This is a genomic window from Bacillus sp. LR--39 (genome assembly GCF_053613335.1).
Genome location: NZ_JBSIOT010001506.1, coordinates 1 through 534, shown reverse-complemented (window position 1 = coordinate 534; position 534 = coordinate 1). Strand labels below are relative to the sequence as shown.

At 46.8% G+C, this 534-nt stretch carries 1 pseudogene; it reads right to left on the bottom strand.

The features are described from left to right. Nucleotides 1-69: 69 nt before the first annotated feature. A pseudogene (locus ACWHAR_RS31445) lies at nt 70-534 on the bottom strand (NADP-dependent phosphogluconate dehydrogenase); the annotation flags it as partial.

Below are 534 nucleotides of genomic sequence, written 5' to 3'. Positions count from 1 at the left end.
CACAGAGGTATAGCACTCTCATTAATAACAAAACCCCCGAAGCTCTATAGCTTCGGGGGTTTCTATTCATTACTTCATCCATTCAGTATGGAAGATGCCTTCTTTGTCAGTACGCTCATACGTATGAGCGCCAAAGTAGTCGCGCTGTGCTTGGATTAAGTTTGCAGGCAGTACGGCTGTGCGGTAGCTGTCATAGTAGGCTAATGCGCTTGAGAATGATGGCACCGGCACACCTTGGGCAACTGCAAGTGAAATCACTTGGCGAAGCGCTCCTTGGTAGCTTTCTACAATATTCTTGAAATAGCTGTCAAGAAGCAGGTTGTCAAGCTCAGGCTCGCGATCGTAAGCTTCTTTGATCTTCTGAAGGAATGCCGCGCGAATGATGCAGCCACCGCGGAAGATCATAGCGATTTCACCATATTTCAGATCCCAGTTGTATTCTTCAGAAGCAGCTTTCATTTGGGCAAATCCTTGCGCGTATGAGCAGATTTTACTCTTGAACAACGCTTTTCTGACCGCTTCAATCAGCTCTTC